Origin of the sequence: Streptomyces virginiae, from assembly GCF_041432505.1 — a bacterium.
GTDB lineage: Bacteria > Actinomycetota > Actinomycetes > Streptomycetales > Streptomycetaceae > Streptomyces > Streptomyces virginiae_A.
The window spans coordinates 8858772-8883066 of record NZ_CP107871.1; the positions used below are offsets into that span (position 1 = coordinate 8858772).

General features: G+C 68.7%; 23 protein-coding genes and 5 pseudogenes. 9 read left to right on the plus strand and 19 right to left on the minus strand.

Annotated elements, in window-relative coordinates; genetic code table 11:
• Positions 1-35 precede the first annotated feature (35 nt).
• The 3 genes from OG624_RS40855 (at position 36) to OG624_RS40865 (ending at position 2300) form a co-directional block, all read left to right on the plus strand.
• Complete coding sequence (locus OG624_RS40855; RefSeq protein ID WP_331719580.1) at positions 36-1568, plus strand: ISKra4 family transposase; 1533 nt, start codon at positions 36-38, stop codon at positions 1566-1568.
• Between the two features lie 74 nt (positions 1569-1642).
• A complete protein-coding gene (locus tag OG624_RS40860) occupies positions 1643-2083 on the plus strand; it encodes a GNAT family N-acetyltransferase (RefSeq protein ID WP_331719581.1) in 441 nt (146 codons plus the stop codon).
• Between the two features lie 70 nt (positions 2084-2153).
• Complete coding sequence (locus OG624_RS40865; RefSeq protein ID WP_371640777.1) at positions 2154-2300, plus strand: hypothetical protein; 147 nt, start codon at positions 2154-2156, stop codon at positions 2298-2300.
• Positions 2301-2366: 66 nt separating this feature from the next.
• On the opposite strand, the gene OG624_RS40870 is transcribed toward OG624_RS40865, so the two are convergent.
• The 3 genes from OG624_RS40870 to OG624_RS40880 all read right to left on the minus strand — a co-directional run bounded on the left by OG624_RS40870 (position 2367) and on the right by OG624_RS40880 (position 4896).
• The gene (locus OG624_RS40870) at positions 2367-2699 is read right to left on the minus strand and encodes a hypothetical protein (RefSeq protein ID WP_371640778.1); all 333 of its coding nucleotides are present in this window, start codon (positions 2697-2699) and stop codon (positions 2367-2369) included.
• A 47-nt stretch (positions 2700-2746) separates the two neighbouring features.
• A protein-coding gene (locus OG624_RS40875) for an IS5 family transposase (protein ID WP_371640932.1) occupies positions 2747-3576 on the minus strand; the annotation gives its coding sequence in 2 pieces (ribosomal slippage) (positions 2747-3264 and positions 3264-3576; 831 coding nt in all).
• A 159-nt stretch (positions 3577-3735) separates the two neighbouring features.
• Positions 3736-4896: a hypothetical protein gene (locus OG624_RS40880; protein WP_371640779.1), complete on the minus strand. Its 1161-nt coding sequence runs from the start codon at positions 4894-4896 to the stop codon at positions 3736-3738.
• A gap of 327 nt (positions 4897-5223) precedes the next feature.
• On the opposite strand from OG624_RS40880, the gene OG624_RS40885 reads away from it, so the two are divergent.
• Positions 5224-6192: a pentapeptide repeat-containing protein gene (locus OG624_RS40885; RefSeq protein WP_371640780.1), complete on the plus strand. Its 969-nt coding sequence runs from the start codon at positions 5224-5226 to the stop codon at positions 6190-6192.
• A 280-nt stretch (positions 6193-6472) separates the two neighbouring features.
• On the opposite strand, the gene OG624_RS40890 is transcribed toward OG624_RS40885, so the two are convergent.
• A complete protein-coding gene (locus OG624_RS40890) occupies positions 6473-6619 on the minus strand; it encodes a hypothetical protein (protein ID WP_371640781.1) in 147 nt (48 codons plus the stop codon).
• A 312-nt stretch (positions 6620-6931) separates the two neighbouring features.
• On the opposite strand from OG624_RS40890, the gene OG624_RS40895 reads away from it, so the two are divergent.
• Positions 6932-7721 (plus strand): IS5 family transposase gene (locus OG624_RS40895; protein WP_371640933.1). Its coding sequence is split into 2 segments (ribosomal slippage): positions 6932-7248 and positions 7247-7721, totalling 792 coding nucleotides; the frame shifts between segments, so codons are not numbered across the junction.
• Positions 7722-8116: 395 nt separating this feature from the next.
• Here OG624_RS40895 and OG624_RS40900 read toward each other — a convergent pair.
• Together OG624_RS40900 and OG624_RS40905 are read right to left on the minus strand one after the other, a co-directional pair.
• A complete protein-coding gene (locus tag OG624_RS40900; RefSeq protein WP_371640782.1) occupies positions 8117-8743 on the minus strand; it encodes a hypothetical protein in 627 nt (208 codons plus the stop codon).
• Positions 8662-8946: a hypothetical protein gene (locus tag OG624_RS40905; RefSeq protein ID WP_371640783.1), complete on the minus strand. Its 285-nt coding sequence runs from the start codon at positions 8944-8946 to the stop codon at positions 8662-8664. The genes OG624_RS40900 and OG624_RS40905 overlap by 82 nt, the downstream gene beginning before the upstream one ends.
• A gap of 1311 nt (positions 8947-10257) precedes the next feature.
• Between OG624_RS40905 and OG624_RS40910 the strand changes: the two are divergent.
• A pseudogene (locus OG624_RS40910) lies at positions 10258-11361 on the plus strand (IS630 family transposase); the annotation flags it as partial.
• 46 nt (positions 11362-11407) lie between these two features.
• On the opposite strand, the gene OG624_RS40915 reads toward OG624_RS40910, so the two are convergent.
• The 3 genes and pseudogenes from OG624_RS40915 to OG624_RS40925 form a co-directional block, all read right to left on the minus strand.
• Positions 11408-12016 (minus strand): SMI1/KNR4 family protein, encoded by a 609-nt coding sequence (locus OG624_RS40915; RefSeq protein ID WP_266354026.1) that lies wholly within the window; start codon positions 12014-12016, stop codon positions 11408-11410.
• Positions 12017-12078: 62 nt separating this feature from the next.
• Positions 12079-12243, minus strand: a pseudogene (locus OG624_RS40920) (ISAzo13 family transposase); the annotation flags it as partial.
• A gap of 47 nt (positions 12244-12290) precedes the next feature.
• Positions 12291-13562, minus strand: a pseudogene (locus OG624_RS40925) (IS1380 family transposase); the annotation flags it as partial.
• Positions 13563-14079: 517 nt separating this feature from the next.
• Between OG624_RS40925 and OG624_RS40930 the strand changes: the two are divergent.
• A pseudogene (locus OG624_RS40930) lies at positions 14080-14930 on the plus strand (IS5 family transposase).
• 11 nt (positions 14931-14941) lie between these two features.
• On the opposite strand, the gene OG624_RS40935 reads toward OG624_RS40930, so the two are convergent.
• From OG624_RS40935 to OG624_RS40955, 5 genes and pseudogenes are all read right to left on the minus strand, one after another.
• Positions 14942-15289 (minus strand): hypothetical protein, encoded by a 348-nt coding sequence (locus OG624_RS40935; protein WP_371640784.1) that lies wholly within the window; start codon positions 15287-15289, stop codon positions 14942-14944.
• An 84-nt stretch (positions 15290-15373) separates the two neighbouring features.
• The gene (locus OG624_RS40940; protein WP_371640785.1) at positions 15374-16108 is read right to left on the minus strand and encodes a hypothetical protein; all 735 of its coding nucleotides are present in this window, start codon (positions 16106-16108) and stop codon (positions 15374-15376) included.
• A gap of 91 nt (positions 16109-16199) precedes the next feature.
• Entirely contained in the window at positions 16200-16472 is a 273-nt protein-coding gene (locus OG624_RS40945) for a hypothetical protein (protein ID WP_371640786.1), read from the minus strand.
• The gene (locus OG624_RS40950) at positions 16469-16813 is read right to left on the minus strand and encodes a DUF6247 family protein (RefSeq protein ID WP_371640787.1); all 345 of its coding nucleotides are present in this window, start codon (positions 16811-16813) and stop codon (positions 16469-16471) included. The genes OG624_RS40945 and OG624_RS40950 overlap by 4 nt, the downstream gene beginning before the upstream one ends.
• 259 nt (positions 16814-17072) lie before the next feature.
• Positions 17073-18143: pseudogene (locus OG624_RS40955) on the minus strand (telomere-associated protein Tap); the annotation flags it as partial.
• 279 nt (positions 18144-18422) lie between these two features.
• On the opposite strand from OG624_RS40955, the gene OG624_RS40960 reads away from it, so the two are divergent.
• Together OG624_RS40960 and OG624_RS40965 are read left to right on the plus strand one after the other, a co-directional pair.
• On the plus strand, positions 18423-18815 hold the full coding sequence (locus OG624_RS40960; RefSeq protein WP_371640788.1) for a hypothetical protein: 393 nt from the start codon (positions 18423-18425) through the stop codon (positions 18813-18815).
• A gap of 168 nt (positions 18816-18983) precedes the next feature.
• A complete protein-coding gene (locus OG624_RS40965) occupies positions 18984-19442 on the plus strand; it encodes a hypothetical protein (protein ID WP_371640789.1) in 459 nt (152 codons plus the stop codon).
• A 66-nt stretch (positions 19443-19508) separates the two neighbouring features.
• Here the strand turns inward: OG624_RS40965 and OG624_RS40970 are convergent, their stop codons facing one another.
• The 5 genes from OG624_RS40970 to OG624_RS40990 all read right to left on the minus strand — a co-directional run bounded on the left by OG624_RS40970 (position 19509) and on the right by OG624_RS40990 (position 24284).
• Positions 19509-22652, minus strand: a complete 3144-nt coding sequence (locus OG624_RS40970) for a LysM peptidoglycan-binding domain-containing protein (protein ID WP_371640790.1) — start codon at positions 22650-22652, stop codon at positions 19509-19511.
• A gap of 37 nt (positions 22653-22689) precedes the next feature.
• Complete coding sequence (locus OG624_RS40975) at positions 22690-23139, minus strand: pilus assembly protein TadG-related protein (RefSeq protein WP_371640791.1); 450 nt, start codon at positions 23137-23139, stop codon at positions 22690-22692.
• Between the two features lie 3 nt (positions 23140-23142).
• Positions 23143-23610 (minus strand): TadE/TadG family type IV pilus assembly protein, encoded by a 468-nt coding sequence (locus tag OG624_RS40980; RefSeq protein ID WP_371640792.1) that lies wholly within the window; start codon positions 23608-23610, stop codon positions 23143-23145.
• Positions 23607-23957, minus strand: a complete 351-nt coding sequence (locus OG624_RS40985; protein ID WP_371640935.1) for a TadE family protein — start codon at positions 23955-23957, stop codon at positions 23607-23609. Before OG624_RS40985 ends, OG624_RS40980 begins: the two co-directional genes overlap by 4 nt.
• Positions 23958-24083: 126 nt before the next feature.
• Positions 24084-24284: a hypothetical protein gene (locus OG624_RS40990; RefSeq protein ID WP_266360699.1), complete on the minus strand. Its 201-nt coding sequence runs from the start codon at positions 24282-24284 to the stop codon at positions 24084-24086.
• Positions 24285-24295: the final 11 nt, after the last annotated feature.

The following is a 24295-nucleotide window of genomic DNA, read 5'->3' on the forward strand; positions in this document are numbered from 1 at the left end:
ACCCAATCGGATGCAGGACAGGAAGAGCCCCGGAGATGAAACCGTACGACACTCATGCCACCGCTGACCTCTTTGCCCGCTCGGTCAGTGCCTTCGAGACGCTGATGCGCACCCTGTCGGGCACGGATGCGGGCGCGTGGACCCACGCCGAGCTGGAAGAACACCTCGACGCCGCCGGGCGGGAGCTGTTACGGCAGCTGCTGCAGGACCATTTGGACCTGCGTGCGATGCGCGAAGAACAGCCGGTCCGCGCCGGCAGCAGGCCTCTCGTGGTGGGGCCGGAGGGACGAGGCAGGCCCTGGCGGGAGACGGGACACTCCCGCTGGCTGGCCACTGTGTTCGGGCTGGTCCGCGTTGGCCGGGTTGCTCATCGGGGCCCGGGCGTCGGCAACGTGCACCCCGCCGACGCCGCGCTGTCACTTCCTGCGGGCCGGCACTCTATGGGCCTGCGCCGGCTCGCGGTCACCGAAGCCGTGCGCGGCTCGTTCGACCAAGCCCAGCAGGCGGTCGAGCGTCGCTGCGGGAAGGTGCTGGGCAAACGCCGACTCGAAGAACTGGTGGTCGCGGCCGCGGTCGACGCCGACAGCTTCTACCAGGCCCGGATCCCGTTCCCATGCAGCCGGCAGATGCCGCTGGTGGTCCAGGTGGACGGCAAGGGCGTGGTCATGCGGCCCGAGGCCCTGCGAGAGGCCACCCGCCGGGCCGCCGCGAAAGCCGCCAGCGGTCATCGCGGCCGGCTCGCGCCAGGCGAGAAGCCGAACCGGAAGCGGATGGCGACCGTGGCCTGTGTCTTCGACACCCGCCCGGCCCCCAGGCGCCCCCACGACGTGATCCACCCGCCCGGCGGCCGAAGGGGCGAACGCCCCGCTCGCCCGGGGCCGAAGGCCGAGAACAAATGGTGCACAGCCTCGCTGGTCCGCCCGCCCGCGCAGGTCATCGCCGACGCATTCGACCAAGCCCAGGCCCGCGACCCGAAGCATCTGCGGCCGTGGATCGTCCTCGTCGACGGCGCCCGTCATCAGCTTGACCTGGTCACCGCCGAGGCTGGCCGGCGCGGTGTCACGCTGCACGTGCTGCTGGACTTCGTGCACGTCGCCGAGTACGTCTGGGCCGCCGCCCACGCCTTCAACAAGCCCGGCACCACCGAGGCCGAAGGCTGGGCGGCCGACCATCTGACCGCGATCCTCGCTGGCCATGCCTCCCGCACCGCCGACCAGATGACCGCCCAAGCCGACCGGGAACACCTGTCGGCCGCCCGACGCGAGGCCGTCGACGCCTGCCACCGCTACCTGACCGGCCACCTCGACCAGCTCCGCTACGACACCGCGCTCAACAGCGGGTGGCCGATCGCCACAGGGGCGGTCGAGGGCGCCTGCCGTCATCTGATCGCTGATCGCCTCGACATCACCGGCGCCCGCTGGGGCCTGGACGGAGCCGAAGCCGTCCTACGGCTCCGCGCGGTCGTCGCCAACGGCGACCTCGACTCCTACTGGCGCTACCACGCAGCCCGCGAGCACGAGCGCCTCTACCCCGCGACCGACCAGCAGGAATACGACCTCATGGCTTGATTCGGGACTTGTCCGAAGACATAGAAATACCCAGCAGAGTTGACGTCCAAGGTGTCCTCGGGTCTCCTGCTGAGATGTCTGATCTTCGTATCCAGCGGCCGGACGGCGACGCCATGCTCAAAGACTGGCAGTACGCCCACAACGTGATCATTCCTACCCATTCCCTGTGCCTGGACGAAGTACGGGAACGTGCCCAGCGCCACCACCTGGAGATCGCGTATCTCGGTGACGATCTCGTGGGCTGCAGCACGGTCCGCCCGCCGACGGACGAAACACGGACGGCCACAGTCATCGCCCGAGTGCTCGCCCCTCACCGCAGGCAGGGGTTCGGCGGGGAACTCTATGCGCGCGGGGTCAACCGGGCACGGGAACTGGGGGCCGAGGTGATCGAGACCGTCGTTCTGTCCTCCAATGAGGACGGACTCCGGTTTGCGCTGAAGCACGGCTTCGTCGAGACCGAGCGATACCTGCTACCTGGAGACACGATCCCCTGGATCGACTTGCGGCTCTCCTGACTGGAACAGACCCGATGCGGGTTCACCACCCATCCGCACCTTCCCTTCAGAAGAGCCACACCCAGCGGAGATGAGCCTCCCTTTCACCGACGTCGGCATCGACGTCCTCGGACAGCTGGTGCCCGCGATCGAGGCGTACTCAGTCGACGAGCAACTCGTGACTGCGTGCGTGGCCAGCGGCACCGGCTGCGGCACCTTCGACCGCTTCGAGCCGTAGTGGGCACGTGGATGCGCAACCTCGGAACGAAAGTGAGAGCCCTCCCCCGAAGAGTGAGCGCAGGCGTTAGGCGTTGACGGGAGTCTGAGAGGGGATCTCGGTGCCGGCTTCGGCGGCAGCGGCAGGTGCCGCCGTCCTGCCTCCGGACTTCGACCTCCGGGCCCGGGGCCGGGGTGTCGGCTCGGTGGCCCCGATCTCGGTCAGCTCAGCGGCGGACCAGCCCGCCGCGGCCGCTGCGGCGTACGCCTTACCGTAGGGCACCTCGGTGTCGGTGAGCTGGTTCTGCAGGCGGATTCGGGTGGCGAGGAGTTCCGCGAGCGGGGCCATCGCGGCCTGCTTGGCGGCCTGCTGTGCTGCCTGGAGCTCTTGGGCCTTCTTGAGGATCTCGTGTGCATCCATGTCCGGCATCATGCCCGCCGCACAGCGGCTAGGTTCTGTCTCTTTGGTCAGCGTCGTGCCCAGATGAGGATGGCGGCGAGGTGGAGTGCGGCCTGGTAGGCGATGGCGAGCTTGTCGCATCGGGTGGCCAGGCCGCGCCACTGCTTGAGCCGGTTGATGCAGCGTTCGACGGTGTTCCGCTGCTTGTAGACCTCAGCGTCGAAGCCGGGCGGGCGGCCGCCTCGGCGTCCTCGTCGCAGGCGGTGGCCGACCTGGTCGGACGGCTGCGGAATGACCGCACGGATCCCGCGTCGTCGCAGGTGGGCCCGGATGGCGCGTGAGGAGTAGGCCCGGTCCGCGAGCACGGCCAACGGCCGTGTCCGGGGCCTGCCCGGCCCGCCTCGCGGCACGCGGATGCGGGACATGACCGCTTCGAAGGCCGGTGCGTCGCCGGCCTGGCCCGCGGTGACGGTCAGGGCCAGGGGTCGTGCTCGGCCGTCTGCGGCCAGGTGGACCTTGGTGCTCAGGCCGCCGCGTGAGCGTCCGAGGGCGTGGTCGGCGGGCTCGTCGCGGCCTTCGGCCCCTTTTTGCGTGCTCCGGCGGAATGCTGGTGGGCTCGGACGACGGTGGAGTCGACCGAGACGGTCCAGTCGATGTCGTCAACGGCGTCCGCGGCCGCCAGGACCGCGGTCAGGATCTCCTGCCAGGTCCCGTCGACCGCCCATCTGATCAGCCGTCTGTGGGCGGTCTGGAACGGGCCGAGCTCGTCGGGCAGGTCTCGCCAGGGCGAGTTGGTGCGGTACTTCCAGGCGATGGCCTCGAGGGTGCGGCGGTGGTCGGCCCACCGCCTGCCGCGGACCGGATCGGCCGGCATCAGCGGCTCGATCCGGTCCCACATCGCATCAGTGATCACTAATCGGACGGACACATCCGATCAACTGACCAACCCATCAAAGAGACACGCCCTAGGGCATCCAGCGGCGCCGCAATCGCCCTTGCTGGATGCCCTTGGATGGCGCAGCGGTTGAGTTGCCGCAGCGGTGTTCAGGCGACAGCTCTACCCGAGCACGGATTGGCGGTCCTCGTCGTCTTCCTTGAGGAAGACCTGGTTCTTCGGAGGTACGGAGTTGACTGCCTCATGGAAGTCGCCCACGAGCAGTTCCATGTTGCGGTCGATCAGGGCGACGGTCTCGGTCCATCCGCCCTGGGGCATGTCCGCCCTGCGCACGCCATGGGGAAGTTCGAGGCTCAGCCACCGGGCGAGCACGTGGTCCTCAGCCAGGATCACGTCGTGGCCATTGAGGTCACGCTGGATCACGGGAAGCCAACCGTGCCGCTTATGCTCACTGATCCGCCCGCTCTGCTGGTTGCAGATTCCGATCTTCGCCGCACCCAGGCCGGGGTGGACCATCAAGTAGAGGATGCCGCGAAGCTCGGGGTTGAAGCCGTACCGGGCGCAGTTCGAGCAGGCGGCCCGACGACGCTGGATGACCTTGTCGAGTGTGTTCGCCACTCGCTTCTCGCAGGCGTTGTGAATTGCAGGCCAGGGAGCCTTCACGGTGCCGGGGAAGGGTGTCAGCGGAGTGAGTCCCGCCTCGGCCATGATCTGCATGGCCGTGTCCGAATCGGTGGCCCGCTTCGCACAGTACCGGCAGTCGTGCTTGGTCTTGCGGGCGTTGTTCAGGGTGGGGTCGCTGATCTTCTTGCAGGTCGCGCAGCGGCTGAGCCAGGGAGCGTTGGCGCCGGGGTACGGCACGAGCGGTTCAAGCCCGAGGAGGATCATCTTGGCGTGCGCCTCAGCGTCCGGAATGCGCATGCTGCCCGAGCAGTATTCGCACGGCCCGTTCCCTGCGTGAACCACGCTGGTGTACCAGACGTCGATCTCTCGTGAGCAAAACTTGCAGCGACACCGCCAAGTCGTAGCTGTCCCGGGGAACGGCTCCAGCGGTTCGGCGCCGGCCGCCCGGATCTTGGCGGCTGCGACAACGTGGGGAATGGCTCGTTTCTCCGCCGCCGCCCGGGAGCTCGCGCGCTGGCTGCACTTCCAGCAGACGCCCTGGCCCTTGCTGATGACGCTGCTGTACGAAGACTTCGTCTCGGCCTTGCAGGTCCGGCATATCCCCGGCCAGCGCTTGTCCGCCCCGGGGTACGGCACTAACAGGTCTACGCCGCGCGCGGACATCTCGCGGGCTCGGGCGACGGGGTCAATCTTGGCCATCGGTCCTCTGTTCAGATCACGAGGTGGACCCCACGTGCGGGGTTGCCTGAGGATAGGTCGGCCCACTGACAACTGGACTCCCAACGGCCCATCACACGGTTTGACCTGCATAGAACTTGAATGGTCCGTGTCCACCACCGAGCCTGCCTGTCAGGCGCGCGTTGCGCCGCGGTAGTCGCTGGCTGGCATGGCGGAGTCGAGCGGGGCGACCTCGACGTTGCGGCCGGTGCGGGGTGCGTGGAGGACCTGGCCGGAGCCCTCGTAGAGGCGTAGAGAGTCCCGTTGCCCCGCGGGTTCCTGACGATCGCAGTCATACTTCTCGGCGTGATGGCAGCGAAGAAGAAGTTCTCGTGGCGTGGGCTGGTGCTGGTGCTGGGAGTGCTCATAGCACTCGTTGTGTACCTGCTGCTGCTGTGGAAGGGGCCATGGTGGTTCGATGGAGCCCACCTCCGGAAGAACAACCTCCAGCCCGCCGACGGCGTCGTCATCACGGGTTTCCGAACCATGCTGGTTGCCCTCGGTGTTGCCGTCACGGCTGGGATCGGCCTGTCCTACACACATCGGAGCCATCAGCACGCGCTGGAGCAGTTCGAGCACACCCGTGAGAAGGACCGCGATCAGGCGGAGCTGACCCGAGAGGGCCAGGTCACAGGCCGATACGTCGAAGCGATCAAGCTTCTGGCTGCGCAGGACTCGAAGGACAAGGACGGCAGGAGGGAGGTGAGGTTGACCGAGCGCCTGGGCGGGATCTACGCGCTGGAACGCATCATGCGGGACTCTGAGAAGGATCACGACACGGTGGTGCAGGTACTCGCGGCCTTCGTGCGGCAGCACGCCCCAGCTCCAGATCCCGAGCTCCCGGACCCATCCGATCAGATGGGGTTCCCGGCGCCGAAGGATGACGTCCAGGCGGCGCTCACGGTCCTCGGTCGGCGTCCGGCCCGGTCCGAGTCTCAAGTCGTGGACTTGTCCCTCACCGCCCTCTGGCGAGTCGATCTGGCAGGGGCTCGCCTCGCGGGCGCCAACCTGTTCGGCGCCGAGTTGCAGCGGGCGGACCTCACGGGCGCGGACCTGAAGAGGGCACGGCTTTCGGCTGCGGTGTTCACCGATGCCAAGGTCAAGGGGCTCGACCTCAGGGGTGCAGATCTCGTCGGTGAGCGCGTAGCGGCGAATCTGGACGTCAGCCAGCTTCTTCAGGCCACGTTCGACAAGTCCACCAGGCTGCCCTTGACGCTCGGCAACGATGCAGAGGTGAAGAAGGCTCTGGAGTCCCCGCGTCCGGTTCTGCGGAAGTAGGAGCTCCACCCGCGCCACTGCGTGTACCGCTATCCGGTAAATCCAGCCAGAAGACGGATCGGTTCTACCGGAAGAAACGGCGGACCGCTATCGGCACCACTACACACGCAATCTAAGCCGCTACGAGTGTGGATTCAATGAACGTGAATTTCTATGGGATGCTGGGAGCGCGGTTTCGCGCAGACGTGAGACGGGGCCTCCGGCGCTCGAACGCCGAAGGCCCCGGTCCCGCTTCACGCGGGGCGCCGGACCTGCTCACCTTGTAAGAGCAGGTCCGGCCTCACAGGCCGAGGAAGTCCTTGGCCGCGCGAGCCGCGTAGTAGCAGGCCGCCGACACCGGTGCCAGCCACCGGCGGATGCGGCGGGAACTCCACCGTCTCCTCCTGCAGGCCGCGCACAGTGCCGCCGTCTCATCGGGTGCATCCATCAGCATCCCCTCCTTGCAGAGGCCCTGGGCCTTCCGGAACCTCCAGCTGGAAGGCTCCGGTTGATTGCGTGGAGGGGAGTTTGCGAACCACCCGAGAAAAGACTAAGCCCTGCGCGGGCTCCATTCTCGCGCCGCCGAAGAGGACGCTTCAATTCCGGCACTATTTGGGCGTGCGGCTAACAGGGGTCCCAGTAGTTCCCGCCGAAAAAACAACGCTAAGAGCTCGTAACAGGATCTTGGTGAGATGCCCTGGTCGGGCGTAACCGGTGTGATGATTCGGCCGTTCGTGAGTGTGTGAGCACTCGGCCGTGGATCGTGGACGATGACTTGTGGGCACTGATCGAGCCGCTGCTGCCGCCCTGGCCGGCGAGGTCGCCTGGGCCTCGGCCGGTGGCGGACCGGTTGTGTCTGCAGGGCATCCTGTATGTCCTCTGCAACGACATCGCCTGGCAACTCCTACCGCCCGAGCTGGGGTTCGGCTCGGGGCAGACCTGTTGGCGGCGCCTGGAGCGGTGGCAGCGGGCCGGGGTCTTCGACCGGCTGCACCGCATCCTGCTCGCCGAGCTGAACGCGGCCGGCCGTCTCGACTGGTCCAGGGCATGCGTGGACGGCTCCCACATCCGGGCGAAAAAGGGGAGCCGACACCGGTCCGTCGCCGGTCGACCGGCGGAAGACGGGCAGCAAACACCACCTGATCTGCGACGGACGCGGTACCCCGCTGAGAGTCATCACGACCGCGGCGAACGTCAACGACGTCACCCAGACCCTCGCTCTGGTCGACGGCATCCCACCCGTGGCGGGCCGGCCAGGTAGGCCCCGCCGTCGCCCCGAGGCCCTGCTCGGAGACAAGGGCTACGGCTCCAACCCCAACCGCGATGAGCTGCGCAAACGCCGGATCCTGCCGGTCATCTCCCGCAAGGGAGCCCCGAACATCAAGGGCATGGGCAAGCTCCGCTACGTCGTCGAGCAGACCTTCGCCCTGCTTCACCAGTTCAAACGGCTCGCCGTCCGATGGGAACGCCGCACCGAACTCCACGACGCGTTCGTCTCCCTCGCCTGCAGCCTCATCTGCTGGCGACGCCTCAACAAACCCGCCTCATGATCGTGTTACGAGCTCTAAGTGTCCCAAGCATTCGGTATGGCCAGGAACGGGCCTACCGCGGCAGCCGAATGGGTCACTCACGCCGGTCCCCTGTGCGCAATGTGTCCAGGACGGCGGTATCGGGGCAGGGGGGGTGTTCATGTGGTGGCATCTCCGAAGGTACGACTCGCGAGGGACAGGCGGGAGGCGCCTGGGCAGTCTCATCGTCGGCGGGCTGCGCAGGAAAATCGGCAGGTTTCGCCGACAGCTTGTTCAGTCGGGGCTGTGCCCGAGAGGCTCGCCCTGATCGGGCTCTTCTGTGGGTTCTGTAGTCACCGGTTTCCTCCCCATCGCAGGTCACAGCCTTTGCACGTGCCTCGGTGAGGAGTCAGTGGTTCCCTTCGTTCCCTATCTCATCAGGGCTCGGCCCTGGGAGATCGGGTGGTGACGCTCAGGAAGGTCGCGTCGTCAGGAGGTTCTGGGAGCTGCCTTCGGGGTCGTGGGGAGTAGCGGGTGCGGAGCGTGGGGTCGGAGTCTGTGGGGCCGGAGGACCTGGGCGTGTGCGCGGCAGCGGGCGGGAGGAGCCCTTTCGTGCGCAGGGTCGGGGCTCGTACGGCGCACCAGTGGGAGCAGTATTCCCGGCGGGTGTGGAGCGGTTGGGGAAGTGCGGTCTCCTCCCGGTCGTAGGGCTCGATGTCGGCGTCGCAGCCGGCGAGGAGTTCGTGCAGCGCGGCGCGGAAGGCGTTCAGGTCGCGGCGGCAGGCTCCGAGAAGGTCGAGGTACTCCTCTACGGTCCAGGCGGCCAGGACTCCACCGCGGGTGAGGTAGAGGCCGAGGGTCTCGATGCCGTACTGGTCGTCGATGTCGAGGAGGAGGTAGCCGAGAAGCTGCCAGGCCTTGGCCTGGCGGAGCGTGTTGGTGTGGCGGGTGCTTCTGAAGTCGAGCAGCGGGCCGTCGACGATCAGGTCGGCGTCCGCGGAGATGCGGGCGTGAGGGAAGGTCGGTCCGGGGGTGCAGACATCGGCTCGGCTACCGGCGCGCAAGGCGCTGAGCGGCCCAGCGGGGTGAGGGCGAAGCCGATCCCCGTGCGGTAGTTGACCTGATACCAGGCCGAGGCGAGCAGCAGGCGCGCCAGGCCCTCCTCATCGTCGTGGGCACGATCCAGCGACAGCTCGCGATTGTCGAGGTCCAGGTCGCGGATGGTGGCGGTCAGGCGGTCCGTGAGCTCCTGACCGACCGCGTACATGCGCCGGCCCGCTGCGCTGCGAAGGCGGCCGGTGGAGCTCGATGCCGGCGAGGGCGACAGGATCGACCGGCGCGGCGGTGGTGAAAGCCAGGCGCAGCCGGTGGTCGATCGCGGTGCCCACGGTGCCGGCTTCCGTGCCGACGCCCGACGGGGGCTGCAGGATGGGCCCGGCCAGCTGCTGGCCGCGGTAGCTCTCCTGCAAGGGCGTGGGCCTGCGGACAGCTCCCTGTCCAGGAATTGGCGCAATCGGGTGCGCGGGCAGTGCAGTCCGGAAGTCAGGCTCATGCGAGGTCACCGACTCGGAACGAGCGCCGCGAGGGCGCGGTGAGTGTCACGAGCAGGATGCTAAAAAGCACGCGTCGGGCGCGAACCGGCTGTCGCGCGATCATTCCGCGTGGGTGGGTCTCGGCGGGCGCGTAAAGGCCATGAGTGCGTTCGGTCAGGGGTTCCGACCATGCCTGCATCGGCATCGACTCAACCCCAATGCAGGTTTCGCTTAGCCGCACCCTGCCACAACTTCACGGGTGGGCAAGATTCTCCATGCTGCTAGGCGATTTGACTCGCGTCCCGATGTGATATCGACTTTCTCTCTATATTTACCTAGCCCCTTTTCGTACCCAGTCCACCACCACTGGTCTAGAGCGTCGCGGAATAGAAGCTGGGCGGTGGGTTTGTCAAGAGGGCCAATCTCCTTCTCGTGCCCCGCCAGGTTGTAAGTCACGCGACTGCGTGCTGCCACCACGCCGTCCACATAGAAATTGAAGGTTTGGTTGCCCTGCTTGTCGACAAGGAGTGCATCGTAAATGGGGCGTAGGCTGCGATTTTCGAGTTGCAGATAGATTGGGCGCCTCTCGGAGTCGTTCCCGTACCACCAAGCGATTTGCGCGGCTTCTTTGACGTCTTCCTCGCTTTTTTCCGCCCTGGCGTCAAAGAAGGTAATGGGCGAAATTACTAGCCTCGATCTTTCGTGACGGTCCGCCAGTTCACTGGCGGACCGTTTCGGTTTGTTCGGCGGACTGTGGGCATGCCGATGTCCCGGCTGTCGTGTCGGGTGGGCGCCGGGCTCCACAGTTCCGGTCGGAGTGCTGCTGTCGTAGGGGTGGGTCGTTGTGGCTGGTCAGCCGGGGTTCGGGAGGGCGTCGAGTCGCTGGATCGCGCTGGTGATGATGTCGGTCCAGGGCCAGTGGCGGGCGAATCGCAGGTGCCGGCGGCGGGCGGTGGTGACTAGTGCTGTGACCGCATAGGTTCGCCGGGTTGGTGGCCGGAGCGGTTGGATGGGCGGTGACGTTCGTTCCGACTGCTGGAGGTGTGGTGGCCGAGCCTGTGAGGGTGCGCAGATTGACCGATCAGGAAGGGCAGAAGCTGCAGCAGTTCGTCCGCCGGGGCAGTACCAGTTCGGTGCGCTACCGCCGGGCGATGATGCTGCTCGCCTCGGCCGGCGGGAACCGAGTACCGGTGATCGCCCAGCTGGTCCAGGCCGACGAGGACACCGTCCGCGAGGTGATCCACCGGTTCAACGAGATCGGCCTGGCCTGCCTGGACCCTCAGTGGGCGGGAGGCCGTCCCCGCCTGCTCACACCTGACGACGAGGACTTCGTCATCCAGACGGCCACCACCCGCCCCACCAAGCTGGGCCAACCCTTCACCCGCTGGTCGATCCGCAAACTCGCCGCCTACCTGCGCCGCGTGCACGGACGCGCCATACGCATCGGCCGTGAAGCCTTACGGTGCCTGCTCCTGCGCCGCGGTATCACCTTCCAGCGGACGAAGACGTGGAAGGAATCGCCTGATCCCGACCGCGACGCCAAGCTCGACCGCATCGAACAGGTAGTGGAAAGCTTCCCGGACCGGGTCTTCGCCTTCGACGAGTTCGGGCCCCTGGGGATCCGGCCCACCGCGGGTTCCTGCTGGGCGAAGCAGGGCAAGCCCGACCGTCTGCCCGCGACCTACCGCCGCACCCACGGCGTCACCTACTTCCACGGCTGCTACTCCGTCGGCGACGACACCCTGTGGGGCGTCAACCGCCGCCGCAAGGGCACCGCCAACAGCCTGGCCGCGCTGAAGTCGATCCGCGCCGCCAGACCCGACGGCGCCCCGATCTACATCATTCTGGACAACCTCTCCGCCCACACCGGCGCGGACATCCGCCGCTGGGCGAAGAAGAACAAGGTCGAGCTGTGTTTCACCCCAACCTACGCCTCCTGGGCCAACCCCATCGAGGCGCACTTCGGCCCCCTGCGGCAGTTCACCCTGGCCAACTCCCACCACCGCAGCCACCCCGCGCAAACCCGGGCCCTGCACCGCTACCTGCGCTGGCGCAACGCCAACGCCCGCCACCGCGACGTGCTCGCCGCACAACGCAAGGAACGCGCCCGCATCCGCAGCGAGAAGGGCATCCGCTGGGGCGGACGCCCCTCTCAGCCGCAGCCTGAACCCGGCGAACCTATGCGGTCACAGCACGCTAGTCCCACCAGTCGGTGCGTCCCTCGTCATCGACCTTAGGCTGTGGGACTGCTCCGAACCAGGACTGCTTGTCGTGATGGGCCATGGATTCGGCTGTTTCGTGAAGCCAAGAACCCAAACTGGGCCACCCGAGAAAATATGCCTGGTCAGCGTGGCCAGCGTCACCAAGGTGGTTGTGCCACAACCCTGGCCCCGCTTCGATGAACTGCTCGTCCCCGTCACTTCCCGCGAAGGGCACCCACTGCGTCCCCCACCACGGGGTTTCCGCCTGGTCGGGATCGTCAGGCTCCCAGATGTCCATCCGCATCTCGCGGATCTCGATGATCTCCGCAACGGAGTACAGCCGTCGGCAGGGCAACACACCGAGCAGGGAGGTGTCGCCGTCGTGACACAGGAGTGACTCCACCAGGTCCGCAGGCAACTGGAAGCCCAACCGTTCCTCAGCCTCCTTGATGGACTGTTTCGACGCGGGAGGCCGGAGTTCCGACAGTGCCCTCGGCGCATGCTTTGCCAGCCACGCGTCAATGCGCTGCCACGACATTGCGACGGGCGGAAACACCGGGTCTATGCCCCGCCGGGGCGGTTGGATCATCACGCTCGTCAGCATGCACCACCATGGCTCAGCGAACCACGCCGGGCACCCCTCCCCGCTTGAAAACAGGTAATCACCGTCCACCGCAGCGGCGACATCGGATCACCCCGCACGTCCGGCTCGACCAGCGCCAGCAGGGCCGGTCGCAGCCCCGGATCGAATTCCGCGACCCGCTTGCGGCCCCTACCCGGACGCCGCACCCGACACAGGGGATCCTCGCCGGCCTCCAGCTCGAACACGCCCATCCAACCGCTCCATCCGCCAACCCGGCGAACCTATGCGGTCACAGCACTAGCTGCGCAGCGGCGGAGAACAGGCGGAGTCTCAGGCGGCGGGGCTCCCACCTGCGGGTTTTGTCGGTCAGGGCGAGCATCGGCATCCATGCGAGCAGGTCGAGGGCGATCTGGATGATCTCCAGCCAGATCTGGTTCTGGGCGGTGTCGTGCAGGGGCAGGTTGCGCAGGCCGGTGGCGCGGGCGGCGCGGATGCGGTCTTCGGCGCGGGCCCGTTGGCGGTGTCGCAGCTCCAGCTGGGCGATGGGGACGCGGGTGGTGTTGGTGGCGAAGCAGGTGAGCCGCAGGCCGTCAGCGTCGGTGAATCGCAACTGGGCGCCGGGGTGCGGACGTTCCTTGCGGACGATCAGCCGCATTCCCGCAGGCCAGCCCTTGAGGACGTCTCCGTCGATCTCGGCGACCCAGGCGCCGTCGCGGATCTCGCCGCCGGGCTCGACGGCCGCCGTCCAGGCCGGGGCGGGAACCTTCAGGACGGCCTGGTGAATCTGGTCGGAGATGGTCATCCCGACTGAGTAGGACAGCCACCTGCCCCGCTTGGCGAGCCAGGCAACGAATTCGTGCGTCCCGCCGCCGGAGTCGGTACGGATCAGAGTCTGCCGTCCGCGCCGATAGTGCTTCGGCAGCTGGGACAGCGCCAGCCCCGCGACGTTGATGTGATCGCTCGCGGTGTTGCTGCCCGCGTTCCCGGGCCGCAGCAGGCCCGCGACCGGCTCTCCGCTGCCTGCGCTGCCGTGGTCGACGAACCCCATCAAAGGGTGGTGTCCGAACGTCTTCTTCCAGGTCGCGGCGGCGTCCTGCTTCTCGGAGTGCGCCAGCACGAGCACGCCGTCGATGTCCACGGTCACATGCCCGTCGGCATCCGGCGCCGCGGCACCGGCCATCTTCCAGACGTGTTCGCGGACTTCGGCCCGCGCGGCCCGGATTGCGGTCAGGGCCTTCGGCCCGGCTGCGGCGAGGGTGTCGATGAGCCGGGAGATCGTCGGATCGGAGGCCACCGGCCCGAACAAACCCGGCTCGGCCCGCAGCATGCCCACATCGGCCAGACAGTCCCCACCGAGCGCGACCGCGAGGGCCACATCCAGCAGGATCTTCCCCGGATCGTGCACCGCCCGCGACTTCCGCCACGGCGCCAGGGCCGCCGATATCGCCTGATCCAGCCCGGTCTTGCGGACCGTCTCCACCAGCAGCACCGACCCGGCCTGCGAGACCACTCCGCGGCCACCACCCTCGACACGGACACGCGGGTACGACCCGATACTCTTCTTCACCTGAGGAGTGCAGCTTTCTTGACGACGACCAGGACCCTAGACAAGTCCCATCGTCCCAGGTCAGAGGCACTCCTCTCCTTTTTGCTCACGCTTCGGACGGACCCGTTCGTGAAAGCGCGAGGCTAGTGCAGGTACCGCAAGGAGGGCCGTTAGGAGAGTCGACGTCGAGACGAGGAGTTCTTTCCGCTCAGTCTCTGGGGGTGTTTGCGGGCACACATGTTCAGGTCTCCGCGTTGGGCGGCTGCCAAGCCGTGAGAACCCGCGAAGACGTGGCCTTCTACGAGGCTGGCGGGTCATGGTTGCACCCTAGGGGTGTGGGGCGTACCTGCTCTTTCACCAGGGGTGTGCGCCAAGGGGAAACACCCCAACGGGGTCTAGGGCGGCTGCGCCGGTCTCGGCAAGGATCGCGGCGACCTCGGCCCGCACGACGGTGTCGTGCGGCGACCTCGGCCTGCACGACGGTGTCGTGCGGCAGCCGGGGGCTAGGGCGTTTCTTTCCGATCATCGGATCGTTGGTCTGGTTGTGCCGTTGACCGACGCGCAGTGGGCGCGGATAGAGCCGTTGTTGCCTGATCGGACGCCGAGGCGAGGCGGTCGGTGGCGTGATCACCGGCAGGTGATCGATGCGATCGCGTGGAAGTTCCAGACCGGGTCTCAGTGGGTGCACCTCCCCGCTGAGTACGGCTCGTGGAAGGGTGTCTATACAAGGCTGCGGAACTGGGCCATCGATGGCACCTGGGAGCGGGTCTTCACCGCGCTTCTCGCCCAGGCCGATGCCGCCGGCGACCTGGACTGGGTCGTTGCGGTTGACTCCACGATCGTGCGCGTGCATCAGAACGGTGCCGGGGCTCGCAAAAAGGGGCCCCGGCTGACGAACCTGCGGACCATGCGATCGGGCGCTCTCGTGGTGGGCTGACCACGAAGATCCATCTCGCTGCTGACAGCCGCTGTCGCCCGTTGTGTTTCGTGCTCACGCCCGGGCAGGCCGGAGACGCGCCGGCGTTCGATCACGTGATGGCTGCCATCCGGGCCCCGCGTCGAATTGGCAGGCCCAGGACCACACCATTCGTGGTGTTGGCGGACAGGGCGTACTCGTCACGGGCCATCCGGGACCACCTACGACGACGCGGAATACGGGCCGTGATCCCACAACCTGCCGACCAGATCGCCAACCGCAAGCGCCGGGGCCGCGGTGGCGGGCGCCCACCCGGATTCGACCGCGAGGCCTACAAGCGACGCAACACCGTCGAACGCTGCATCAATCGCCTCAAGCAATGGCGCGGCCTGGCTACCCGCTACGAGAAGACCGCCACGGTCTACCGCGCCGGCCTCCTCATCGCGGGAATCTTCTTTTGGTCCGCCCGCTGAGAACACGCAGTTCACGGACGGAGGCATTCTCCTTGCGGGTCGAAGCAGACGAGTCCGTGCTCGCGAGCCAGCGCAGCGGCGTACTCGGACACTTCCTCAGCCTTGCCATAGGACATGAGCAGGTACACGATCGGGCCCGATGCCTCCTCGATGACCGGCGGTGACGCCCATACGACACTGCGGTCGTCGTCCGGGTATCGCGCGACGAGGGCTTCCACGTAGGCCGCAATGCGCGGCACTGGAGGCACGACAACCTGGTCCGACTCCAGGTAGCGCTCGTAGAGCTCGTCGTAGGTCGAGCCCGCTTGGTCGCCATCGAGTGGACGGTCGCCGTCCCACACCGCAAGGTCATAGCTCACCAGCGCATCGTCGCAGGCAGCAGTTCCGCCAGAGCCAGCAGGCCCTGCGATCGAGCCGCCAACAAGTGATCCGAAAGAGAGCTCCTAGCTGCAGTCCCACATGAACCGGCCTTCGAGGTGGTCGGAGCTGAGGAAGAGGAAGCCGGTTCCGTAGCCGAAGTTGAGGAAGAACGGGTCCTCCTTCGCCTCACCCCGATCCTCGAACTGGCAGAGGAACCGCCAAGAGGCATCGATGCCGAAGGCCTCGTCGTTGGGGTAGATGGCCTCGCCCCCCAAGAAGTCCTTGGGCCACTCCTCCTCGGGGTATTCGACGTCTGGGCCCTCGCCTCGCAGCCACCGAGAGCAGGCGGCGGCCTGGTTGGCTGCCTCGTCGAGTTCTGGCGACATCGGAGTCAGATCTGTGAGCCATTCGACGGGAACCTCCGTGTAGTCCGGACCCCACCGCCACAGGGTCCGCCCCTGTGTGCCGGGGGAGCCGATCGACGCGAAGGGCGGTATCCGCCCACCCGGCTGGACCAGAACGACGGCCTCGCCGTCCTCCGGAGTGTCGCCGCCCATGACCACACCCTCCTCATGCAGGAACAGGTACGCGAGGCGCACCTCGTCTCCCGGCACTCGGAACTGGCCGATGAACACCAGGGGCTCGCCTGTACGGGGATGCTCTGGCCAGGCCGGTCCGTCCAGCCAGACCGGCTGCCCGCCGAACTTCGACACCGGTTCAGTAACCGGCTCGCGCGCAGCACGGAAGGACATACGCAACCGCGGCAGGAAGGCTGCATCGTAGGGGCCCGCGGCCCGGCCTGTCGGCTCGGAGATCATGCCCCCGACGCTACGACACCCCACCGACAGCACCCAGCCTGGGCCGACTCCTTCAGATCCTGCCCGACCTGCAAGATCCGGAAGAGACGGCCTAGTGCGGAACCCTGTCCGGGTGGGTCAGCCGATCCAGACGATGCTGATCACGTAGAGGCGGCTGGCGGGCCGAGTAGATGGCGGTGAGCTGGCCGACCGCGGCGGAGCGGACGTCCTCGCCTTCGGGATCGCGCACGTTGAAGGCTGGGAAGGACCAGGGGTCGCGGGAGGCGATGTCGAGGACATCGCGCAGAATCTCCGCCGCGTGGCCGGGCAGGCCCGCGAGCGTCTTGGCGGCCTCCGGGGAGAGCCGGGCGGGCCATGCGCTCACGGGCGGGCTCCGAGGATGTCCTCCAGGGCGACGCCGTCGGAGTCGTCCATGCCGGAGGCCAGGAACGCGTCGACAGCCGGGGCCGCGGCGAGACGGGCCTGCCAGGCCCGCACCACGTCGTGGAGCGGGGTGAGGCTGTAGCTGTGCCGGGAATCCTCCAAGGCCTGGACCCAATCCCGCTCAAAGGCCGGCGCCCACTGCTCGGCCCGCCGGTCGGCGCGCACCCGGGCCAGAAGGTCGGCGGCCGCTGTGGGGGCGGGCGCGGGCGGCGGGGCCGGCGCGTACTCGGGCTGGGCAGTCATGGCATCCTCCAAGGTCTTCCGACACGCTAGCGACTCCATGGCCGCCAGCGCTTCGGTTCGGTTGTGCCCGCGATGGCCGTTGCTGTGGAGCCTGATTCGGCATAGGCCACGGGGCGGTGGGCTTGTTGCCCACGAGGCCCGCACCCTGGTGGGGACCTTCAGCTTCCCCAGAGCCTCTTTGACCCGCTCCCGCCGCCGGGCGGCAATCCTGCCAAGAGACTGCCGCCCGTCCTGCTGGAGGATGGAGCCACATCGCTAACTCGCGCTCGGCGCTTCCGATGCCGGCGCTTCCCAGCTGCCCGGACGGGGTGAACAGCGAGGGCAGGCGCGGGTCCAGGTCGATGTGTGAGAGGTCCACGAGCCAGCTGCCGGGGATCTTCTTGTTGAAGTGGGGCGCGTGGAAGTGGTCGGGGGCGGACAGGCCGACGACCAGGCGGGCCGCGGCCGCGAGGAAGGCGGTGTTCAGGTCGAGGCCGATCGCGTACGGCAGCAGGCATTCCTCGTCGGAGAGCAACTGCGGGTCGCGGACCCACTGGTAGGCCTCCTCGTCGAGGAAACCTCCCGTCCAACCTCGTGCGACCGGGTGTTCCTGGGGGGCCTCCGGCGGGGCGGGGTCCATCGGCTCCCTGCCGAGGCTGCCCGGGTTGTAGCCGGACTCCCATCCGCCCTGGTCGTTCTTCACGGCGCGGGTCGGCGGGCGTAGAGCGGTCATCAGCTCCAGCCCCGAGACCGCGGTGGAGCCGCGCGGGGTGATGACCCGCTGCGCGTAGACGCCGAGGACGCGGGCGATGTCGGCGGGCTCCATGTCGGCGACGCCCGGCCACGACCGGGGATCGAGGGCGTCCCAGGATAGGATCGCAAGCTGTACGCACTGCCGTTCGCGCCCTTGGGCCTTGCGGTAGACACGTGCCCACGGCCCGAAACCGCGCTGCGTGAGCTGCCATTTCGCCTTCGCGATCTGCTTCACGGCCGGGTGGTCCTCGGCGAGGCGCAGGGCGCGGCGCTCCTCGTGACCCTCCAGCCGCTCGGGCAGACCCAGTTTCACGGCGGCCGCGGCGGTGAGCACGATCAGCGGGTCGGAGTCCTTGCCGTGCCGGTTGAGCGCGGCGGCACCGAGACCGGACTCCTGCAGCGTCCACTCCACCAACTCCGGGATGGTGGTGGCCGGACAGTCCAGCACGATGCCGTCGACCCCGTACGCGGAGCCGTCTCCGTCCAGCACGGCGAGCGGTCCGTGGGGGAAGCGTGGATCGTTCGCGGGCCTGGCCGTCTTCTTCGCGGCGGGACGGCGAGACGTGGGAGCAGGACGAATCGAGGTCTCGGCCGGCTCGACTGCCGACTCGACCGCCCGGGTGGTCGGTGCGGGCCCGCCGGTGAAGGTCTGTTTCTTACCCTTCACTTTTACCTTGACCCTCACGAGTGAGGGGTGTGTGTGCGTTGACCTGGGCTCACTTCCGACCGCGGGATTCCTCGGCGGGGTCGAAGGCCGGACTCGGTGGTGTGGTGACGCGCTTGCCCATGCGCTGGCGGCGCATCGCCAGCACGGGCATCCAGGGTGTCGGAGGCCTCTGGTAGATCACTGACCATGGCTGATCATTTTGATGCGTCTATTGATCGCGCTATGCCCTTTCCTCGGGCGGCGGATGACGTGGAGAAGGACTCATGGCGGAGCGAGCGCGCCGTCGCACACGCGTGGCTCCTGGCACAGGAGGAGGCGCTGGCCGAGGTGTTCCTCGCCGAGGGTCGCCGTGACCTTCCTGTGGAGGACTATCCGTCCTGGCTCGAAGAGCAGCAGCATCGGCTCGGGCGGGCCCGCGAGTCCTGGCAGAGGATGCTGCTCGGTGCCGGCTGGCATCTGGGGACCGAGGGGAGTCGGTCGCTCGCCTATCTGAGGCCCGATCTGCTGGGCGAGTACGACAGCGCGAGCGGAGACAACCCGGCAGACCTTCCGTACACGGGCACACTGGCGTCCACGATCAGTGTGTGGTGGTCCTCCTCCTGCCGAACAGCGTCCCCTCCGTGGACTACAGGAAGGTCATGACCCACCTCGGATTCCTGGACCGGGCAGCCTGACGTTTCCAGTGGAAACGGCGTTCCCGCACAACCAGGATCCCAGCTTTCCGAACGGTGCCCGTGGCCGATGTCCTCGCCCTAGCCTGGGGTCGTGATCAAGTGGCCGATGTCCTCGCCCTAGCCTGGGGTTGGGGTTGTGATCAAGAGGCTGGAGGGCGCGGTGGGAGCACTGCGGATCGATACGGACGGTGCGGTGGTAGTCGTGCCGTGGCCGGAGGGGCATGCGGAGCGGCGGGACGTGGTGCTTTCTGCGGTGGGCGGCTTCCCGGATGAGGCGGTGTATCACCGGCGGGCTTCGCTGCACGTCCACGGGAGCGGGCAGATCGAGCAGTTGCCCTTGAATCTGTCGGCGTGGGTTCTGGCGTCGATCTGGCGTGGGATGGAGATCCCCTACGGCCTCTACGGGCCGGTCGTCGTGACCGGGCCGCAATTGGCGGGCCTGGACGAGGACCTGGAAGGCGCGGTGCAGGCAGTGTGCGCGGCGGTGGCGGAGATTCGTCTGGAGTGGGTGACACGGCCGCCGGTGGGCGAGCCGCAGGCCAGGGCGGAGCTGCTGGCTGCGGCGCGGCATGCGATGTCAGCCGTCACCGCATAGGGGCAGGTGTGCGGATGCCAGTGGGGGCTGCCGTCGGGCAGCCCCCGCTCGTTCCCGGGGGCGGCGTCAGCCGGCGGTGACGGGGGAGGGTCGGTCGGACAGGACCAGGTTGACGGTGTCCTCGGTGAGGCTGTCCAGGGTGATGTCGTAGGTCCGTGCCATCTGCTGGAGGCGGGCGACGGTTCTGCGGACGGCTGCCGGATTCCCCGCCGTCCATTCGATGTGGAGCAGGTCGCGGTAGAGGACTTCAGACGTCTCCTCGATGTCCAGCGCGTGCAGTACGGTCCGGCGTGCGGCATCGAGATCGGGGGTGTCCCCGTCGGTGTGCCAGCGGGCGAGGGTGTGGGCGGTGTCGGTGATCCGGGACAGCATTTCCTGGATGATCGGGTCGGCCCAGGGCAGGGTGCGGCCGTCGAACGGCTTGCTCCGTACGAGTGCCATGGCGCTTTCGAGGTCAGGGATTCCCTGCTGCGGTCCGGCGGCCAGGCCGCGGGCGGCCAGGTGTTGGAAGTGGTCCCAGTCGGAGGTGACGGCGGGGTGGAAGGTGTATCCGCTGCCGTTCTTGGGGCGAGGGAGCAGCGGGTGGCCGTCGTCGGTGATGAATCCGATCTCGTTGCGTAGCTCGGACAGCCGCGAGTGCAGGGTGCGGGTGCTCCAGGGGTTCACGGGGTCCATCGCACGGCAGAGGTATTCGGTGGTGCGTCCGGGACGCAGGTGGATGAGCGCGGCGACGGCGGTGGTCCGCAGGGTGTGGGCGTGGTCGGATCCGGTGCCTCCGGTGATGCGCAGCGGCCCGAGCATCTCGATCCGCACGCCGCTCTCGTCGGACGGCCCGTCGACCGGTCCGGGCGTCTGCTGCTGGGGGAGTACCGGGGCGGACTCCGCTGCCTTCCGGCCCGTGTTCTCGGCCTGTGCCTCACCGGTGGCCGTCGCGGGCGGCTGGGGTGCGGAGGCCGGGGGCGGGACGGCACCGGCGAAGAGCGCGGGGAACGGGTTACCGGGGTCCGGGGAGGCGTCGGCGCTGGTGACCCGGACGGCCAGCGGGATGCCTGCGGCTGCGGCCTGGCCGTGGTCCTCGGCGAACTCCCAGGGCCCGGTCGCGGGCGCCGGCTCCTCGGTCGCGACCTGCAGAGCATGGAGGTACTCGCGGTACTGCTCGTCCGTGACCCGCTGCAGGGTGACCGGGATCTCCAGCGACGCCAGAAGCGCCTGCTGGTCGGGAACGGTGCTCAGGGTCTCCGCGCGGGGGAACGCGCGGCGGGTGTCCTCGGTGGCGGGCAGGACCACGGCCGTCAACAGATCGCGGGCGGTGGACAGGGCGTCTGCGAGCTGGATGACGTCGGTCTCGGCGTGGTCGCCGGCGCCGATGAGCAGCCACGGCAGGACCTGTTCGCCGCTCTGGTGCGCTTCGAGGAGGAGTTCCCCGAGGTCGGCCGCGACGGCGGGAAGGTGCGGCATCGTGCGGATGCGGCCCTGCGGCAGGAGACCGGCGAGGCGGGTACCCAGTCCGGTGGTGAGGATCTCGCTGTAGTCGGTCCACGTGCAGGTGCCCAGTTCCAGAGCGAGCGCGCGGGCGACCTCCAGGACCTCGTCGGGGGATCCCTCCAGCAGCAGGACACGGCACGTCGTGAGGTCGGCGAGTACCAGGCCCGTGTCGTCGGCGCCCAGGGTGACCAGCCCCGGGTACGGGGCTTGGACGTCCTGCAGGTCCTCGGCGCTCATCAGGGCGGCCTGAGGGTCCAGGATCCAGGTCCGGGGATCGGGGCCGGACGTGAACGGGGCGAGGGCTTCGGCGGGTTCGTCCAGCAGGAGCGTGACACCTTCGGCCTCGGACAGGCGTGCTCCGCGTAGTCCGGGCAGCTCGCGGTCGTGGTCGGCGGCGTGGTGGGCGAGGGTGCGCAGGACGGTGTCGAGGAGCTCGACGCCGACGGGTTCCGCCGTGGCGGCGAGAGTTTGTTCCAGGCGTGTGGGTTCGGCGTCCTGGGCGATGGTCTGCCCGGCGCGGCGTCGGCGTTGCTGCAGGATGCGCCGCACCCCCAGCGCCCCCGCGAGGGAAGCGGCCAGCAGCGTCCCGACACCTGCGACCAGCGCCCAGTTGATGCCCGCGGTCCGGCTCTTGAGCTCTGCCGTGTGCTGTGCGCCCTCCGGGCTCGCCTCCGGTCCGGGGGAGCTCGCGCTCGGCGCCGGAGCCGTGGCCGTGGTCGCAGGTGCAGGCGCGGCCGGGGCGGTACCGGGGGCGGCCGTGGGCGGCTCGGCTGCCGGGGGCCGGCCGGTGCCGGGGAGGGCCAGCCGCTGTCCGGGGTGGATGAGATCGGGGTCGGTGAAGGTCCCAGCGCCGTCGGGGAGGGCCTTGCCCCGGTTGAGTTCGAAGATTTCCGTGTACCGGTCGGCGTTGCCCAGCTGGTCGGCGGCGATCGAGGTCAGGCTGTCACCCTGGCGCACGCTGTACTCGGTGCCCGTGTCGCCGCCCGGACCCGTCGCTGTCCCCTGAGCCGGCATGCCGGCGGTGTCGGCGGCGGTGGGGAGGGTGAGGAGCCATCCGGGTTGGATGGGGTGTTCGGTCCGGAAGATGCTGCCGTCCGTCATGGTGCGGCCTTCGTTCAGGGCGGCGATCTCCTCCCACCGCTGGCCGTCACCCAGCGTCTGTTCCGCGATCGACCACAGGCTCTCGGCCGGCCTCAGGTCCCGAACGGTGTATGCGCTTCGTGTGGTTTCGCCCTCGGGGCGTGCGGTGGTCGCGGGCGTCGGGGTGGGGACGGCGGATGCGCTCGCGCTCGTCGGCGGCGCGGCGGGGACCGCGGTGGCGGGTGCGGCGAGGGCGGTGGTGGTGGGCAGGGCCAGCAGTACCGCGCCGACGAGGGTGGCGGCGGCCCGCTGGCCGACCAGTCCTCGGATCTGCGGGGCGGCGCGGCCGCGGAGCTGGGCGGGGATCTCCAGCAGCACCGCGCACGCGAACAGAACCCATCCGACCCAGCCTGCGACGGCGAGGGCGAGGAGGAACACCTGACCGGAGTCGTCGGTGGAGAACAAGGATCCGAGGGCGGCCGCTCCGGGCGGGCCGACGATCGTCGTGGCCCACCAGAGCAGGATCGGCAGGCCGACCAGGAGCGCGGCGAGGACGGTGAGGCTGAGCAGACCGCGGGCCACGGCGGCCGCTGCCTGCGCGCCGCCGCGCGCCGGAGGCGACGGCTTGAGGGTGGGCTTCGACATGTTTCGGGTCCTTCTCGATCGACGCCGGCGCCGGCGGTTACTCGGGCTGGGTCACGCCGTGCAGGAGGCGGGCGCTGCCGTGTCCGGAGACACTCAGCGTGCCGATCCCGACGATGGACAGGAACTTGGTGGCGTACGCGCCTTGGACGGTGACGGTGAGCTGGCTGCGGTCCGCCGACAGGCCCACGGTTCCCTGGCTGCCGGTGCGGGAGAGGTAGGCGTACGCCGCGGCCTGGGCGGCTTCGGGGTCGACGCGGATCCCCTCGCCGTTGACGGCCGAGGCGGGGTCGATGGCCTGTCCGGCGGCGCGGGCCGCTTCCATGGCGACGGCGTCGGCGCGTTCGGTGGCGCGCAGCTTGCCGCCGCCGTCGATGGCGAGGCCGATGATGCCCAGCAGGGCCACCACGACGATCGCGGTGTAGACGGCGATCCCGCCGTCGTCACCTTGTAGCCGCCGGCGGGCCGGGGCGGTGACCGGATCGGGCACGGTTCATACCTCCCGGGAGCGGTAGGCGTCCACGACGGACGTGAACGTGCTGGTCATCGTCTTGGATCCGGGGACGCCGGGCAGCAGTAGGTCGGACAGCGGCACCGTGCAGGAGATGGTCACGGTGACGGTGCCGACCTGGCCGAGCGGCACGGCGAGGCCGGAGGTGTCGATGCTGGTGCTGGCGGACGCGCAGCGGATGCCCTGATCGTCCAGGGAGCGGGCCGCGGCCTCGGCTGCTTCGGCCTGGGCGCCGGAGTGGGTGCGGGAGATGGACGCTGCGCGGGCGGCGTCCTCGGCGGCGGCGTCGACCTTCGCGCCGGAGGTGACGATCCGCCCGCCGGCGATCGCCGTGCACAGCAGCATCAGCAGCAGGGGGGTGACGATCGCGGTGGCGATCGCCTCGCTGCCCCGGTCCTCGCGCAGCCTCGCACGCCAACCGCCGCCGGTCGTGTGTGTGATGGCGGTCATGGGGTGGTCCACCGTTCGCGGGGTGCGGATGCGGACTGGGAGACGGACAGCCCCGACAGCCCCGGCAGCATGGACGGGGCGCTGCCGGTGACGGTCACCCGCACGTCCGTGGCTGTGCTGCCGGCGGTGCTGACCGTGGGCCCGCGCAGGCTGTCTCCTGCGATCCGGCCGAGGGTTTCGTGAGCGCGAGCGGCTCCCGCGCCCTCGGGGGACTGGTAGGTGCGCGCCGCGGCGACGCCCTCGCGGGCTGCGGTCAGTGCGACGTTGCGGGCGTGGACCCACATCGAGGCCTGCACCACCGCCACCGTGAGCACGATGACGAACGGGAACACGATCGCCATCTGGATGGACGACTCTCCCCGGTCGCCGTGGCCCCGGCACCGACCGGTGTGCTGCCCCGGCTCTGCCCGGGTCCCGCCTTCCTGCTGCGGCACGCGTCTCCTTCCCCCGTCCGTTCCCAGGCCTTCGCTCGGTCAGATCCCGGAGAGCTTCGTGTTGTAGCGACCGACGACCACCGCGATCGTTCCCGCGATGGCGATGGCACCCGCCACGGCGGCGACCCAGATGATGATGGTGGTGATGGAGATGTCGCCCCGGTCGTCGCCACTGTGCTTCTTGATCTCCTCCCAGTGCGACTTGAGGGCGAGTGACAGCCGGATCGCGTACTTCGTCATGACGGTGACTC